The following is a 14375-nucleotide window of genomic DNA, read 5'->3' as shown; positions in this document are numbered from 1 at the left end:
AAATAGCGCCTTGTCACCCGTCAGCCTAATCCGGACAGCGAGTCACGCCGCAGGGGCGTTCACGGCGTATTCCGCCGCTACGTACCGCGCCGCAATATTGCCCAGATTGGGCCGGACGGGCGCCTCAGCCAGGGGCCTTTATGGGATGGAGCGCAGAAGGCGCCCAGACCATGCCAGCTCGGATCGGCCGGGCGGTGGTCCGGGCCCTCGCGCCGGAGCCCTGCACGCGATGAACGCGCACGTTGCCCCGCGCCCGACCCCCGGTTCTTCGGCCGGACAGTCATTCCGGCCTGCCCCTTCGCGCCTGGCGCGCCAGCGTGGGACGCTGCTGGTGCTGGTCCTCGTGGCCCTGGCCCATCTGGGAAGCTGGTGGGTGCTGAATCGTCCTGTCGAAATGCCCGGCTTCCGCGGGCAGGTGAACGGCCTCGCCTTCGCGCCCTATCAGCGCGGCCAGAGCGCCGAAGGCAATAACTGGCCGACCGCCGACCAGATCGAAGGCGACCTGCGCAAGGTGGCCCCACTCACCCGCCACATCCGCACCTATGCGGCGCATGGCGGCATCGAACGCATCCCCGAGATCGCCTGGAACACGGGCCTCGACCTGAAGATCACCCTTGGCTCCTGGCTGGATAAGCGTCTCGACCGCAACGCAGCCGAGATTCGGCGCCTGGTGCAGATCGCGCGAGAGAGCCGCAACGTCGAGCGCGTGCTAGTCGGCAACGAGGCGGTGCTGCGCGGCGACGTCACCCCGGCGCAGATGGTCGGCTATATCGAACAGGTGCGGCGCCAGGTGCGCCAGCCCGTCTCCACCGCCGAGCCCTGGCACGTATGGATGGACCACCCGGAACTCGGCAATGCGGTCGACTACATCACCATCCACCTCCTTCCCTATTGGGAGGGGCTGCCGGTCGATGACGCGCTGCGTTTCATCATGGAGAAGTACGATGCCGTGCAGGCGCGCTTCCCCGGCAAGAAGATCGTGATCGGCGAGGTGGGCTGGCCCTCCGACGGCGTGGCCCAGGGCGCCGCCCGCGCCACCCGCGTGAACCAGGCGCTGTTCATGCGCAGCTTCTTCAACATCGCCGAACAGCGCGGCCTTGAATACTTCGTCATGGAAGCCTTCGACCAGCCGTGGAAGGTCTCATTCGAAGGCCGTGCCGCCGGCCACTGGGGCATGTATGACCTCGACCGGCACCAGAAGTGGCCGCTGACGGGGCCCGTGCAGGAGACGCCGGGCTGGCTTGGCTGGGCGCTCGGCGCGAGCCTTGCCGCCTTCCTCGCCACCTTCTTCTTTCTCTCCCGCCGGCCCGACATCCGCTGGCAGGGCAAGCTGATGCTGGCCGTGCTGTCCCAGGGCTTCGTCGCCCTTGGCACCTGCGTGGTGCTGGCGATGACCGAAACCTACATGTCCACCACCGCCGGCGTGGTCTGGAGCTTCCTGATCGCGGGCCAGGTGCTGCTGCTGGCGCTTCTGCTGTCGGATGGCTTCGAGCTGGCGGAGACGGTGTTCGGCCGGGTGAGCAAGCGCCGCTGGCCCGCCCTGCCCGCCACCGAGGGCGCGCGCCTGCCCAAGGTCTCGATCCACCTGCCGATCTGCAACGAGCCGCCGCACATGGTCCGCCAGACGCTCGATGCCCTGGCTGAGTTGGACTACCCGGAGTTCGAGGTGCTGGTGGTGGACAACAACACCACCGACCCGGCGATCTGGGAGCCGGTGGCCGAGCATTGCGCGCGCCTCGGTGCCCGCTTCCGCTTCTATCACCTTGGCAAGTGGCCCGGCTTCAAGGCGGGCGCGCTAAACTTCGCCCTGCGCGAGACGGCGCCGGATGCCGAGATCGTCGGCGTGATCGACAGTGACTATCTGGTCCGCCCGGACTGGCTGCGGCGGATGGTGCCCTTCTTCGATCGCCCCGAGGTAGGCTTCACGCAGAGCCCGCAGGACTACCGCGACGCCCATGGCGGTCTCTTCAAGCGGCTGATGTTCTGGGAGTATGCCGGGTTCTTCAAGGCGGGCATGGTCACGCGCAACGAGCGCAACGCCATCATCCAGCACGGCACCATGACGCTTATCCGCAAGTCCGCGATGGTGCAGGCGGCGGTGAACGGCAAGTTCTGGGCCGAGTGGTGCATCTGCGAGGACAGCGAGCTTGGTCTGCGCCTGATGCGCCAGGGCTGGGAGGCGGTGTACTGCCCGGACAGCATGGGCCGCGGCGTGATGCCGGACGACTTCTCGGCCTATCGCAAGCAGCGCCATCGCTGGGCCTTCGGCGCGGTGCAGATCGTGAAGGGCCATTGGCGCGCCCTGCTCAACCCCTTCGACCGCAGCCTGACCCAGGGCCAGCGCTTCCACTTCGTCATGGGCTGGATGCCCTGGCTGGGCGATGCGCTGGGGCTGGCCTTCGTGGTGGGCGGCCTCGTCTGGTCGGTGGGCCTGACGCTGATCCCGCTCACCCGCCTCTACCCGGCCATCGACCTCTTCGGCTTGCAGATCGCGACCGAGGGGCTGCGCACCGCGCTGGTCTCGCTGGGGCTGTCGGACGAGTTCCCGATTACTCTCTTCATGCTGCCGAGCCTCGGCCTCTTCGCCTTCAAGCTGGCGCAGATCTGGATGCTCTACAGCGCCCGCGTCTCCTGCGGCCCGCTCGACCGGCTAGGCGCGGCCCTGGGCGGCCTCGCGCTCACGCACACCATCGGCAAGGCGGTGTGGCAGGGCTTTTTCAAGCGCCGGGCGCATTTCGCCCGCACGCCGAAGATGGAGAACGCGCCCGCGCTGGTGCAGGGACTGCTGACGGCGCGGCAGGAAGGTGTCTTCCTGGCGCTGGTCTGGACGGCCGCCATCGGCATCACCGTCGCGCATCGCGGTGGCACTTGGGAGGCGATCCTCTGGACCGTCATCCTGCTGGTGCAGTCGGTGCCCTATCTGGCGGCGGTATCGATGGCTTTGATCGCGGCGATGCCGGCGACGCAGGTCGCGGTGCTGCCGGGAGCGGTGCCGGCGCAATCCACGGCCGGGCAGGTCGTGGCGCATAGCGAAGTCCAGTAGCGAGAAGGCATGACAGGAGCGGCCCGCGGGAGTGATCCCGCGGGCCGCTTCGCGTTTGGCCCCCCCGTGAGGCGGGGTTCAGAAGTGAACTTCGTTAACGCGGTTTCAAGATGCACGGTCACGGCACGCAGCGTTAAGCCTTCGCTTACCTTTTGCCGGAGCGATGTGCATGGCCGAGATTCTTCCCCTCACCCGCGGCCCGCAGGATCGGCTGCAAACCGCGCTGCGCCTCCTGTCCGTGGCGCAGGAGGAGCAGCGCGCCGCGCTTGGCGACTTCAGGGAGAGCCTCTATGCGCTGCGCGACACGACGGCGCGGCTGCAGGACAGCGTTCAAGGCCTGCGCCGCAACCTCGCCGCGACGGGCCGCGAACTCGAAACCACCCGTCAGACCGTGCGCAGCCTCCAGGCCACCGCCGCGAGCCTCTGATGGATCAGAGGGGACGGATATGGGTTGCGGAACGCATGACGGCCGGCAGGAAGCCGCAGGCCTCGTAGAAGGCGCCCGCCGCGGCCGGAGCACGCACGCGAATCATGCGGAATCCATGTGCCGTCGCCGCATCCGTGGCGGCCTCGATCAGGCCGCGGCCAATTCCGTATCCCCGATGCGGCGGAGCGACATAAAGCCGGCGCAGCCGCGCGACGGATTCCGTCTCTGAATAGGGGTCGACGCTCAGCCCGGCCATCCCGGCGAGAGCGCCATTCCGCCAGGCGGCGAACAGCGCCTCGCCTGAGGCGACGAAGCGGAGCGCGCCGCTGTTCCAGTCCTCCTCCAGCACGCGCAGCAGCTTCCAACCTTCGGCCAGGGCGGCATCCCGCAGCAGAGGGAAGCCAGCCGGAAGGGCGGTGACCCGTGCGACCCCGTTCTTCATCCGCCGCGATGGACGACGTGGAGCTTGTTGCCCTCCGGGTCACGAACATAGGCGCCGTAGTAATCAGGGGCGTAGCGCGTCCGCAGGCCGGGCGCGCCTTCATCCGTTCCGCCATGGGCCAGGGCGGCGGAATGGGCCGTATCCACCGCGGCGCGGCTGGGCGCCATGAAGGCAATCATGCAGCCATTGCCGGGGCTGGGCGGCTGTCCGTCAAAGGGTTCCTGCACGTCGAAGGTCGGGTGGTCCTCACCTGGCCGGTGGTAGGAGATCCCCTTCGGTCCCTCAACAGCATCTGGTCCGCGGACGAGGCCGAGCGGGAGCAAAACGGCATCGTAAAAGCGCGCCATTACATCCAGGTCCCGCGCCCCGACCATCACATGGCTGAACATCGCCTCACCTCGTCACGTCATTCGCTCCGGGACGAAGGCGCAGGCCCGGCCGAAGGTTGCGGAAGGGAAGCGTGGCCGGATCGGCCACCACTGGGCCAGGGGCGGCCACCACCAGCACGCGCTCGGCGATTGGCTGAAAATCGGCGCGGAAATGCACGCTGGACTTTACCACCACGATCCGCTCTTCCGAGGGCTCGATGCCAATATGGCGGAAGAGGGCGAGGTCATAGGCCTGCATCTTGCGGCTGGTGACGATCACCCGCACGCCACCGATAGCGATCAGCGCCGAAGGCCCGAGATCCGCAGGATTGCCCCCGGCCATCGCCCCCGTGCAGGTGAAACGCCCATTGGAGAGCCGCAGCACCCGCGCCGTCACCTCAAGCGGTGCGCCATCGCTTTTGCCGCCGAGCTTGAGGGAGAGCGTCGCCCCCTCCCCGGCCACATGGCACGCCTTGGCGCTCTCAGCATCGTTGATGGAGCCGACCACGGCCTTGCGGGCACCTTGCCGGACCAGCTCGGCCAGGAGGCCGGTGGTGTCGCCATGGCCGCCGCCGCCGGGGTTGTCCTGCGTGTCCGCCAGGATGACGGGTTTGCTGCCGTTAGCCTTCATGGCCTCCGCTACGGCACGCCCGGCCGGCAGAATCTCCCCGGCGAAGTCGCGCTCACGGCGGTTGATCAGGGCGAGGAACTCGTCGGCGGCGGCGTCCGCGGCCGCTTGGTCCGCGGCATAGGCGGCGAGTGCCATGCCGCAGCCCGGGAAATCCGCATAGGGAAAGCCGAAGCAGAAGGCGAGCTCGGTGACGCCGTGCCGCGTCGCGATGCGCTCGCGTTCGGCATAGACCTCGCTCATCGGCGGCACCAGCGTGCACTGGCTGGTGATGGGCAGCCAGAAATCCACTTGGCGGTAGGCGCGGGCGAAGGGCCTGCCGCGGCGAATTCGCTCCACCAGCAGGCGCATGGCGCGGGCGCCAGCCTGCTTCATGTCCACATGCGGATAGGTGCGGAAGGGTGCCACGGCATCCGAGCGCTCCACCATCGCGGCGGTCAGGTTGCAGTGCGGGTCCAGGCTGCAGACGATCGGCATGTCCGGCCCGGCCAGGGCACGCACGCGTCGCAGCAGCTCGCCCTCGGCGTCCGGGAAGTCCTCCGCGACCATGGCGCCGTGCAGGTCGAGATAGATGCCGTCGAGCGGACCTTCGGTGAGTGCCGCCGAAAGGTCTGAGACGATCCAGGCGGCGACGCGTTCGAACGCCTCGGGCACCACTGGACCGGCAGGGTTCGCGAAGGCCCAGGAGAGCGGCGCGATGTGGATGCCGCTGCGCTCGGCCGCCGCGATGGCACCGGCCGAGGGAACACCGGTGTTGCGCAGCCCGTCCAGCAGGGTGGCAGGACGCTGCGGCGCAGGCCAGCCGCCCGGTTCCGCGAAGTCCTTCCAAAGGGTGGGAACCGGCGCGAAGGAATGGCTTTCATGCATGAAGCCGCCAAGGGCGATTCGCATGGTCTTCAGCCCTTCGCCAGGCCGGCGGTGGCGACCACCGCATCGGCCAGGACGAGCAGCCCCGCCTCCGCCTGCTGCGGCGTGATGCTCTCCGCCTCGTTATGGCTGATCCCGCCAAGGCAAGGGGTGAAGATCAGGATGCTGGGCACGCGGCGCGCGGCATAGACGGCATCATGGCCAATGCCGGTCGGAAGATCGCGGAAGCTGATGCCGCGCGCCTCGGCCGCGTCCCGCACGTGTTGCGCCAGGTTCGGGTCAAAGGGCGTCTGCGGGAAGGCCCAGAAGGGGGTGACCTCAATTGCCAGGCCACGCTCGGCAGCCAGCGCGGCGGCGCGGCTGCGAAGCGCGTCGGCCATCCGGTCCAGCGCGGCCTCATCACCATGCCGCAGGTCCACGCTGAACACGGTGCGTGAGGGCACCACATTACGGCTCGAAGGCTCGACGGCGATCTGTCCCACCGTCGCACGCCCGTCTCCGCCGGCTTCCAGAGCGATGGCTTCCAGCGCCTGGATCAGCACGGCGGCGGCGATCAAAGCATCGCGGCGATGCGCCATGGTGCCGCCGGCATGGGATTCCTCCCCCGTCACCGTCACGGTGAACCATTGCTGGGCGAGAGCATGGGTCACCACACCAATGTTCAGCCCCTCACGCTCGAGGATGGTGCCCTGCTCGATATGCAGCTCGAAATAGGCTTCCAGGTTCCGCAACGCGGCGGGATCAGCCTCGCCGACCCAGCCGATCTCCTTCAGGGCATCCCCGAAGCGAATGCCCTCGGGATCAAGCGTGTCGAGCACCTGCTGCTCGGAGAAGGCGCCCATGACGGCGCCGCTGCCCATCATGGGGGGCGAGAAGCGCGCGCCCTCCTCATTGGTCCAGTTGATCAGCATGATGGGCGCCTCGGTCTCGGTGCCCGACTCATGCAGGGCGCGCATCACCTCAAGCCCCGCGAGCACGCCCAGTACGCCATCGAACTTGCCGCCCGTGGGCTGGGTGTCGAGATGGCTGCCGATAGCGACGGGCTTGCGCGACGGGTCTCGTCCCGGACGGAGCAGCGCCATGTTGCCGAGGCGGTCGGTCGTGAGGGTCAGTCCGACCTCGGCGCCCCAGCGGGCGAGCAGCGCGCGGCCCTCGCCGTCCAGTGCCGTGAGCGTCTGCCGGTTGCAGCCGCCCTTCGGCGTGGCGCCGATCCTCGCCATTTCCATCAGCGAATCCCAGAGCCGCGCCCCGGAAAAAGGAATGTTGCTCATGCCACCTTCTCCACGCCGCACCACTCGGCCATCAGCAGCGCAATGCTGCGCGTGATGTCATGCATCGAGGCGAGCGAGACGCTTTCATCGATGCCGTGGATTTCCTGCGCATCCGGGCCGAAGCAGGCGACCGGCGTATCCTGATACAGCGTGAAGAAGCGACCATCCGTCAGGCCCGTGGCGGGGTATTCGCGCAACTCGCTGCCCGAGACCTCGGCATAGGATCGGCGCGCGAGGCGGCAGATCTCGCTCTCCATGTCGAAGGCGCAGGGATCGGCCATGAAGCCCTTGAACTCCAGCTTCACCTGCGTGCCGCGCAGCGCCGCATCGCCCGCCGCCTCGGCCACGATCCGCTCAATGTCTGCCCTGGTGCGGGCCGCGCTGTAGCCGAGCATGACACCGACACGAAGCCCGATCCGCGCGCGGGTGGGCACGCTGCTGTTCCATTCGCCACCCTCGACGGTGCCGAGGTTGACGTTCACCGGGTGGTTCACGCCACGGAAGGCCGCGTGGATGTTCTCGGCGCGGTTACGCTCATTCTCGTAATCCTTGAAGCGCCGCGCGATGTGCATGGCCGCCTCGATGGCGTTGATGCCCGCATGCATGTCCCGCACATGGGTCGGGCGCCCTGTGACCGTGACCCAGGCCCAGACCACGCCCACCTCGGCGGAATACATGGCGGCCATGGAAGGGCCGGGCTCCGGGATCACCACCCCATCGGTGCGCGGCATGGCGAGCATGGTGGCCAGGGCGCCGTTGCCGCTGCACTCCTCCTCGATCACCGCCTGCATCTGCACCGGGGCGGCCGGCTGCAACCCGGCGAGCTTCAGGGCCTGAAAGGCGGTGAGGTAGGAGACGATCCCCGCCTTCATGTCCCCCGCGCCGCGCCCATACATGCGCCCGTCCCGGACCGAGGGCTCGTAAGGCGGCGTGATCCAGAGATCGGCCGCACCCTCCGGCACCACGTCCACATGCCCCTGCAGCGCCAGACTGCGGCCCTTCACCTCCCGCGGGGTGTGGATGGCGGCGACGTTGTCGCGGCCCTCATAGGAGATGAGCGGGGGGGAGAAGCCCGGATGGTCCTTCAGCGCCTCCGGCTCAGTCGGGATGCGGCGCGGGGTGAGGCCGAGGGATTCGTAGTTCGCGGCCATGAGGTCCAGCACCCCGGCCTCCTTCCCCAGGGTGGAATCGCAGCGTACCAGGGCGGCAAGGCGGTCCACCGCCGCCCCTTCCAGGGCCGCCACCGCATCGAGGATCGCACGCTTCGCACCAGGGTCGAGTGGGGTCATGGAACATCCTGCGTCGCAATAGAGGGGCGCAGGCTACTCGCTCCGGCAGCCGTGTCGAGGCGCGTGGACAAGGTTCCGGCACGCCCATAGGGTCTATTCCCATGCAGGCCTTCGACCATCCGCTGGAGTCGGCGCATGCGCCGCAATTCTTCCTCATGCGCGGCGTGCTGCGCCCGAATTTCGAGATCCCGGCCCGGGCGGCCGCCCTGCGGGAGGGGCTGAAGGCCCTGGGCATCGCGCCCGACACCCCTGCCCTGGCCGACCGGGCATTGCTGGAGCGCATCCACGCCCCGGACTACCTGGACTGGCTTCGGGACGGACCCGCGGAATGGGCCTCGGCGCCCGATGCGGGGCCGGAGATCGTCGCGAACATTCACCCCTCCCCGGAGATGCTCGCCCAGGGCGCGCGGCCTTCGAGCAAGGCCGCCGGCAAGGCGGGCTGGTACACGGCGGACACGGCCTGCCCGGTCGGGCCCGGCACCTGGCAGGCGGCAACCGCCGCCGCCGGCTGCGCCCTGGCCGCCGCCGCGGTGGCAGCCAGGGGCGGCACGGCCTATGCGCTGTGCCGGCCACCGGGCCACCATGCCTATGCCGCGCGGGCGGGCGGGCATTGCTACGTGAATAACGCGGCCCTGGCGGCACAGGCATTGCGGGATGCCGGCGTGGCACGGGTGGCGGTGCTGGACATCGACAGCCATCACGGCAACGGCACCCAGGGCATCTTTTGGTCCCGGGCCGACGTGCTCACCGTTTCCATCCATGCCGATCCCAATTCCTATTATCCCTGGTTCGTCGGCCATGAAGCGGAGGCCGGTGCAGGGACCGGCGCGGGCTTCAACCTCAACCTGCCGCTGCCCATGGGCACCGGCGACGAGCACTGGCTTGAAGCCGTGGCCGCCGGCATCGCACGCGTCCGGGCCTTCGGGGCCGAGGCGCTGGTGCTGTCCCTGGGCTTCGACGCATCGGAGCACGAGCCGCTGGCGGCGCTGCGTGTGACCGCGGACGGTTTTTCGCGTGCCGGGGCCGCGATCGCCGCCCTGGGCCTGCCGACGGCGATCATTCAGGAGGGCGGCTACAACACGGAGGTCATCGGCGGGTTGCTGGCGCGCTTCCTGGGAGAATGGCGCGGGTGAGCCTCGCCCGAGTCACGACCTTCTCCTTCCAGGGTATCGAGGCAGTTCCGGTCGAGGTGCAGGTGCAGGTGGCTTCCGGCCTGCCCGCCTTCACCGTGGTCGGTCTGCCGAACAAGGCGGTGGGTGAAAGCCGGGAGCGGGTGCGCGCCGTGCTCTCCGTACTCGGCCTCTCCCTGCCGCCGAAGCGCATCCTGGTGAACCTCGCCCCGGCAGACCTGGTGAAGGAAGGCAGCCATTTCGACCTGCCCATCGCCCTCGGCCTGCTCGGCGCCATGGAGGTCATCCCCCCCGACGAGTTGGCGCACTTCGCCGCCATGGGGGAGTTGGCGCTGGACGGCAGCATCCAGCCCGTGGCCGGCGTGCTGCCGGCCGCCCTGGCCTGCGGCGAGCGGGAGCTGGGGCTGGTCTGCCCTGCTGCCCAGGGCGCGGAGGCCAGCTGGGCCGGCGCCACGGAGGCATTGGCTGCGCCCGACCTCCGTTCGCTGATCGCGCATTTCCAGGGACGGCAGGCGCTTGGCCCGCCGGCGCCCCCACTGCGGCGACGGCCGAGCCGCGTGGCCCCTGCCTCTCGGAGGTGCGCGGGCAGGAAAGCGCCAAGCGCGCGCTGGAGATCGCCGCGGCGGGATCCCACAACCTCCTGATGATCGGGCCGCCGGGCTCGGGCAAGTCCATGCTCGCCGCGCGGCTGCCAGGGCTGCTGCCGGATCTCTCGCCGATGGAAGCGCTGGAGGTCAGCCTCGTCCGCTCGGTCGCGGGCGGGCTGGAATCCGGCCGGATCAGCGCTCGCCCGCCCTTCCGGGACCCGCACCACTCCGCCTCCCAGGCGGCGCTCACGGGCGGCGGCCCCCGTGCTCGCCCTGGGGAGGTCAGTCTCGCGCATCGCGGCGTGCTCTTCCTCGACGAATTGCCGGAATTCCCCCGTCCCGCGCTGGAGGCGTTGCGCCAGCCGCTGGAGAGCGGGCGCGTGACCGTCAGCCGGGCGGCGGCCCATGTCTCCTACCCGGCGCGTGTGCAGCTCGTCGCCGCGATGAACCCGTGCCGCTGCGGCTATCTTGGCGATGCCGCGCGCGAATGCGGCCAAGCCCCCCGCTGTGGAGAGTCCTATCAGGGCAAGCTGTCCGGCCCGCTGATCGACCGGATCGACCTGACCATCGAGGTGCAGCCCATCCCGCCCCGCGAGCTGGCCCGGGCGCCGGCGGGGGAGACGAGCGCCACCACCGCCACACGCGTGGCCACCGCCCGCACACTGCAACGGACCCGCTACGAGGGGCTCGGCTTCGCTACCAATGCCGAGGCCCCGATCCAGGCGATCCGGGACGGATTCGCGCCGGAAGCGCTGGCCCTTGCCGAGACGGCGTCGGAGCGGCTCGGCCTGTCGAACCGCGGCTTCACGCGCACGCTGAGGGTCGCGCGCAGCATCGCCGACCTTGCGGGAGAAGACATGGTCGGGCGGGCCCATGTCGCGGAGGCGCTGAGCTTCCGGCACCGCAAGCCGGGCGGATGAACCGGCCGCCGGCGGAGGCGATCAGGCCGGGAGGGGCCGGGTGTCGTCCACCACGCGCCCGTCATTCGGCAGCGTGCCGGGTGGCACCAGCTCTACCTCGCCCCGCAGCCGTGTGACGGCCTGAAGCGCCGCCGCCAGTCGCTCGCGAAGCCCCGCATCCTCCGCCGCCTCCGCACGCAGCACCATTCGGTCGCGTCCTTGCTCTTCCGCCACGACCAGGCGCAGGCGGCCGAGACCGGGGCATTGCCGCGCCACCTCCGCCACCATTTCCGGCCGAACGAAGAGTCCGCGCACCTTGGTGGCTTGGTCGGCCCGCCCCATCCAGCCGCGGATGCGGCCATTGGTGCGGCCGCAAGGGCTGGTGCCGGGCAGGAAGGCCGACAGGTCGCCGGTCGCGAAGCGGATCAGCGGATAGGCGTCATCGAAAACGGTCACCACCACCTCGCCGACCTCGCCTTGCGGCACGGGGTCGCCTGTGCCGGGGCGGACGATCTCGACGATGACCTCCTCATCGAGGATCAGCCCCTCGCGTGCCTCGCTTTCATAGGCGATCACGCCGCATTCGGCGGTGGCGTAGGATTGCAGCACGGTCAGCCCGCGATCCGCATAGAACTGCCGCAGCCCCGGCAGGTAGGCGCCGCCCGAGACATGACCGAGGCGGAGCGCGGAAACATCCAGGCCCAACTCATCCGCACGTTCCAGGATGGTCCTCAGGAAATCCGGCGTGCCCGAATAGGCGCGCGGCCGCAGGTGCGCCATGGCGCGCGCCTGCGCCTCGGTGTTGCCCGTCCCGGCCGGGATGACCGGACAGCCGAGAGCGCGTGCCCCGCCTTCCAGCATGAATCCGGCCGGGGTGAAGTGGTAGGCGAAACAGTTCTGCATCACGTCGCCGGCGCGAAGCCCGGTGGCATGCAGGGCGCGGGCGAAGCGGAAGGTATCCACCCCCTGCCCTTGCGGCTCGTGGATCGGGCCAGGCGAGACGAAGATCCGTGCCAGCGCCGAGACCGGCACGCCATTCAGCCCCGCGAAGGGGGGATCGAGTGCCTGCGCAGCGATGAGATCGGATTTCCGCGTCACCGGCAGGCGGGCCAGGGCATCGCGCGACGTGATGTCGGACGAAGCGGCGCGGTCCAGAATACGAGCAGCATGGGCCGAGCCGGCAGCGGCACGTTCCAGGAAGCCCGGAAGGCGTGCCATCAGCGCGGCCTCCCGCAGCTCGGGCGCTCGTGTTTCCAGCGCGTCGAAATGCGCGCTCAAAGCCAGCGCTTCCGGCGCTTGTAGGATTTGAGGTTGCGGAAGGACTTCCGCTCCGCGCCATGGCCGCCGAGGTAGAATTCCTTCACGTCCTCATTCGAGGCGAGCGCCTCCGCGGTGCCGTCCAGCACGACCCTTCCCTGCTCCATGACATAGCCATAATCGGCGACCGATAGCGCCATCCGCGCATTCTGCTCCACCAGCAGGATGGTCACGCCCAGCTCGGCATTGATCCGCCGGATGATGCCGAAGACCTCCTTCACCAGCAGTGGCGAGAGGCCCATGGAGGGTTCGTCCATCAAGATGAGCTTCGGCCGCGCCATCAGCGCGCGGCCGATCGCGAGCATCTGCTGCTCGCCGCCCGAGAGATAGCCGGCGAGGCCGGTGCGTTCCTTCAGCCGGGGAAAGAAGGAATAGACGCGATCGATGTCCTGGCGCACTTCGCCGTCCCGACGCGTGAAGGCGCCCAGGCGGAGGTTCTCCAGGCAGGTCATGTCCGCCACGATGCGGCGCCCTTCCATCACCTGGAAGATGCCGCGCCGGACGATCTGATGCGGGTCGATGCCGTCGATCCGCTCGCCGGCAAAGCGCACCTCGCCGCGCGTGACCTCGCCCTCCTCGGTCTTGAGAAGGCCGCTGATGGCCTTCAGCGTCGTGGACTTCCCGGCGCCATTGGCCCCGAGAAGCGCCACGATCTTCCCCTGCGGAACGGCAAGGGAAAGGCCGCGCAGCACGAGGATGACGTCGCTGTAGACGACCTCGATATTCGCCACCTCCAGCAGCGGCGGCGCAGCGGGCGCCATCGCCGCCGGGGCGGGCTGCTGCGTGGCGTCCAGCATCACCAACCCAGCAACTCGCGCTTGCGCTCGAGCTCCACGGTCGTCACCGGCTCCAGCCGCATGGTGCCGGCGCGGATGAGATCGCCGACCGATCCCTGGGAGGTGTCGCCATTCACGACGGCGCGGTAGATCGCGACGCGCATCGTCCCGCGATGGTCCTCGGCGGTGAAGGTGGAGGGGGTGCAAACGCCCTCGAAGCCCTTCGGCACCCAATTCGTGCGCTCGTAGAAGCCCTTTTGGATGCGCTCGCCCGTGACCTGCCCGCCATTGGCCGCGGCGGTTTCCATCGCCTCGACCATCAGCATCGCGGCGCAGGCGCCGGCCATGTAGTGCACGGGACGATAGATGTTGCCGGCAGGATCTGAGATGCGGCTGATCGCGCGGATCGCCTCCATGCCCGGCGCGTCCTGGCCTGTGACCACCTGGGTGCGGACGGGGAAGACGACGCCATTGGCGGCGGTGCCCGCGGCCTTCATGGCATTCTCGTCCATGCCCCAGACATTGCCCATGAACTGCACCTGCACGCCCGCCGTCTGGCACGCGCGCAGCACGGAGATGTTGGAGCCGGCCGTGTTGCCCAGATAGGCGTAGTTCGCGCCCTGCTGCTTCAGCGTCAGGCATTGAGCCGTGTAGTCGCCCGGGGTGAGGGCGAACTGGATGGCCGGCAGCACGTCGAAGCCCAGCTCCCGCGCCATGGCCTCGCCCGCTTCCTTCGGCGAGTTCGGGTAGGGGTGGTTGCCGCCCATATGCACGTATTTGGGCTTGCCCTGCTGCCCGCGCGCCTTCCAGTCATCTGCGGCCCAGCGCAGCATCCCTCGCAACGCGTCCGAATAGGATGGGCCGAAGAAGAAGTTATAGGGCGAAGGCTCCACCCCTGCCCGGCCAGACTTGCCTCCGGCATCGGTCAGCGCCGCGGAGTAGGAGCCGGAGATGAAGGGGATGCGGTCCCGGTTCACGAAGCGGACCAGCGCCTCGGTATCGGCCGTTCCCCAGCCCTGGATCGCGACCACGCGCTCGCGTCCGGTCCAGGCCTGGTATTGCGACACGGCGCGCGGCGCCTGGTAGCCATAGTCGAAGCCAAGCACGTTGAGCTGGCGTCCGTTGATGCCGTTGCGCGTCTGGTTTGCCCAGGCGAGCGTATCCGCCACGCCCTGACCATAGGGCACGCCCACATCCGAGGTGGCGCCCGAATTATCCATCAGATGGCCGACGGGAATGCGCTGCTGCGCCATGGCCGGCGCCGAGATCGCGACTGCCGCCGCCAAAGCGAGAACTGCCTTCATCGTCCGTATCCTCCTGGGGCCGCCATT

General features: G+C 69.1%; 11 protein-coding genes and 1 pseudogene. 4 read left to right on the top strand and 8 right to left on the bottom strand.

What is annotated here, in order from left to right; all coding sequences use genetic code 11:
- Positions 1 to 229: 229 nt before the first annotated feature.
- Complete coding sequence (locus GSE44_RS13520) at positions 230 to 3043, top strand: glycosyltransferase (RefSeq protein ID WP_159349360.1); 2814 nt, start codon at positions 230 to 232, stop codon at positions 3041 to 3043.
- A 169-nt stretch (positions 3044 to 3212) separates the two neighbouring features.
- The gene (locus GSE44_RS13515) at positions 3213 to 3470 is read left to right on the top strand and encodes a hypothetical protein (protein WP_159349359.1); all 258 of its coding nucleotides are present in this window, start codon (positions 3213 to 3215) and stop codon (positions 3468 to 3470) included.
- Positions 3471 to 3474: 4 nt separating this feature from the next.
- On the opposite strand, the gene GSE44_RS13510 is transcribed toward GSE44_RS13515, so the two are convergent.
- From GSE44_RS13510 to GSE44_RS13490, 5 genes are read right to left on the bottom strand one after another with little or no spacing between them, the layout of a single operon-like run.
- A complete protein-coding gene (locus GSE44_RS13510) occupies positions 3475 to 3912 on the bottom strand; it encodes a GNAT family N-acetyltransferase (RefSeq protein ID WP_159349358.1) in 438 nt (145 codons plus the stop codon).
- Positions 3909 to 4301, bottom strand: a complete 393-nt coding sequence (locus GSE44_RS13505) for a VOC family protein (RefSeq protein WP_159349357.1) — start codon at positions 4299 to 4301, stop codon at positions 3909 to 3911. The genes GSE44_RS13510 and GSE44_RS13505 overlap by 4 nt, the downstream gene beginning before the upstream one ends.
- 4 nt (positions 4302 to 4305) lie before the next feature.
- Positions 4306 to 5799: a M81 family metallopeptidase gene (locus tag GSE44_RS13500; RefSeq protein WP_159349356.1), complete on the bottom strand. Its 1494-nt coding sequence runs from the start codon at positions 5797 to 5799 to the stop codon at positions 4306 to 4308.
- 5 nt (positions 5800 to 5804) lie between these two features.
- Complete coding sequence (locus GSE44_RS13495; protein ID WP_159349355.1) at positions 5805 to 7046, bottom strand: Zn-dependent hydrolase; 1242 nt, start codon at positions 7044 to 7046, stop codon at positions 5805 to 5807.
- Entirely contained in the window at positions 7043 to 8335 is a 1293-nt protein-coding gene (locus GSE44_RS13490; RefSeq protein WP_159349354.1) for an ArgE/DapE family deacylase, read from the bottom strand. Before GSE44_RS13490 ends, GSE44_RS13495 begins: the two co-directional genes overlap by 4 nt.
- 101 nt (positions 8336 to 8436) lie before the next feature.
- Between GSE44_RS13490 and GSE44_RS13485 the strand changes: the two genes are divergently transcribed.
- Positions 8437 to 9468 carry an arginase family protein gene (locus GSE44_RS13485; protein ID WP_159349353.1) on the top strand — a complete coding sequence of 344 codons (1032 nt, stop codon included), beginning with the start codon at positions 8437 to 8439 and terminating at the stop codon, positions 9466 to 9468.
- Positions 9456 to 10972: pseudogene (locus GSE44_RS13480) on the top strand (YifB family Mg chelatase-like AAA ATPase). Before GSE44_RS13485 ends, GSE44_RS13480 begins: the two are co-directional and overlap by 13 nt.
- 21 nt (positions 10973 to 10993) lie before the next feature.
- On the opposite strand, the gene GSE44_RS13475 reads toward GSE44_RS13480, so the two are convergent.
- Genes GSE44_RS13475 through GSE44_RS13465 form a run of 3 tightly spaced genes read right to left on the bottom strand, consistent with a single transcriptional unit; the run spans position 10994 to position 14348 of the window.
- Positions 10994 to 12229, bottom strand: coding sequence for a phenylacetate--CoA ligase family protein (locus GSE44_RS13475; RefSeq protein ID WP_235924799.1), 1236 nt, complete (start codon positions 12227 to 12229; stop codon positions 10994 to 10996).
- Positions 12226 to 13065 carry an ABC transporter ATP-binding protein gene (locus tag GSE44_RS13470; protein ID WP_159349352.1) on the bottom strand — a complete coding sequence of 280 codons (840 nt, stop codon included), beginning with the start codon at positions 13063 to 13065 and terminating at the stop codon, positions 12226 to 12228. The genes GSE44_RS13475 and GSE44_RS13470 overlap by 4 nt, the downstream gene beginning before the upstream one ends.
- Positions 13065 to 14348, bottom strand: coding sequence for an ABC transporter substrate-binding protein (locus tag GSE44_RS13465; RefSeq protein ID WP_159349351.1), 1284 nt, complete (start codon positions 14346 to 14348; stop codon positions 13065 to 13067). The genes GSE44_RS13470 and GSE44_RS13465 overlap by 1 nt, the downstream gene beginning before the upstream one ends.
- Positions 14349 to 14375 lie beyond the last annotated feature (27 nt).

This window comes from Muricoccus harenae, from assembly GCF_009848505.1.
GTDB classification, from domain to species: Bacteria; Pseudomonadota; Alphaproteobacteria; order Acetobacterales; family Acetobacteraceae; genus Roseomonas; species Roseomonas harenae.
Note: the sequence above shows the minus strand (reverse complement) of the source record. Positions and strands in the feature narration are given on the sequence as shown.

Bases quoted from the DNA above. Each gene is read 5' to 3' on its own strand.
- GSE44_RS13485 (WP_159349353.1), top strand. From the start codon at position 8,437: ATGCAGGCCTTCGACCATCCGCTGGAGTCGGCGCATGCGCCGCAATTC.
- GSE44_RS13505 (WP_159349357.1), bottom strand. From the start codon at position 4,301: ATGTTCAGCCATGTGATGGTCGGGGCGCGGGACCTGGATGTAATGGCG.
- GSE44_RS13500 (WP_159349356.1), bottom strand. From the start codon at position 5,799: ATGCGAATCGCCCTTGGCGGCTTCATGCATGAAAGCCATTCCTTCGCG.
- GSE44_RS13465 (WP_159349351.1), bottom strand. From the start codon at position 14,348: ATGAAGGCAGTTCTCGCTTTGGCGGCGGCAGTCGCGATCTCGGCGCCG.
- GSE44_RS13490 (WP_159349354.1), bottom strand. From the start codon at position 8,335: ATGACCCCACTCGACCCTGGTGCGAAGCGTGCGATCCTCGATGCGGTG.
- GSE44_RS13515 (WP_159349359.1), top strand. From the start codon at position 3,213: ATGGCCGAGATTCTTCCCCTCACCCGCGGCCCGCAGGATCGGCTGCAA.
- GSE44_RS13495 (WP_159349355.1), bottom strand. From the start codon at position 7,046: ATGAGCAACATTCCTTTTTCCGGGGCGCGGCTCTGGGATTCGCTGATG.
- GSE44_RS13520 (WP_159349360.1), top strand. From the start codon at position 230: ATGAACGCGCACGTTGCCCCGCGCCCGACCCCCGGTTCTTCGGCCGGA.
- GSE44_RS13470 (WP_159349352.1), bottom strand. From the start codon at position 13,065: ATGCTGGACGCCACGCAGCAGCCCGCCCCGGCGGCGATGGCGCCCGCT.
- GSE44_RS13510 (WP_159349358.1), bottom strand. From the start codon at position 3,912: ATGAAGAACGGGGTCGCACGGGTCACCGCCCTTCCGGCTGGCTTCCCT.